Here is a 755-nt window from a genome sequence, read left to right on the forward strand (position 1 = left end):
GCCACCATGCACTTCGAGCATGAACCCGGCAGGGTGCTCCAGGTCGACTTTGCCGGTGACATGATGCATTATGTTGACACCGCAAGCGGCGAGCTTGTGGCCTGCCCTGTATTTGTGGCCGTATTTCCTTTCAGCGGCTATGGCTATGTGGAAGCGCTCCCCAACGCCTCATTGCCGCAGGTACTGCGGGCGCTTAACAATTGCCTGGACCATTTCGGCGGGTCCCCGCTGTCGGCCAAATCGGACAACATGAAGCAGTGGGTGTCGCGGATCAGCCGCTATGAACCGAAGTTCACCGATATGCTCCAGCAGTGGGCAAACCATAACAACATCGCCCTGCTGGCCTCGCGTCCGGCAAAGCCGAAGGATAAGCCATCGGTGGAGAATGCCGTGAAAATCACCTACCAGCGTATCTATGCGCCCCTCCGTAACGACATATTCACCTCGCTGGGGCAATTGAACCACGCCATCCGGCAAAAGCTGGGGGAACACCACGACAGGAACTTCCAGCGCAGGACATTCAGCCGCAGGGAGCTTTTTACCGATAAGGAAAAACCGGTACTTCAGCCCCTGGCCGGGGCACCTTTTGTTGCCAAACATTATACAAGGGGCAAGGTACAGCGTAATTACCACGTGGTGGTGGGCGAAGACTGGCACTTCTACAGTGTGCCCGCCCGCTATATCGGGAAAGAGGTGCGTATTGTTTACTGCACCGACACGGTGGAAATATACCACGGCAGCCAGCGTATTGCCCT

1 protein-coding gene is annotated in these 755 nt (G+C 56.6%); it reads left to right on the forward strand.

Annotated elements, in window-relative coordinates; genetic code table 11:
- The coding region (locus tag ACFQRK_RS23975; RefSeq protein ID WP_379010964.1) for a DDE-type integrase/transposase/recombinase at positions 1-755 on the forward strand (755 nt) is incomplete at both ends.

Origin of the sequence: Parapedobacter sp. GCM10030251 (genome assembly GCF_042666505.1) — a bacterium.
Lineage (GTDB): Bacteria > Bacteroidota > Bacteroidia > Sphingobacteriales > Sphingobacteriaceae > Parapedobacter.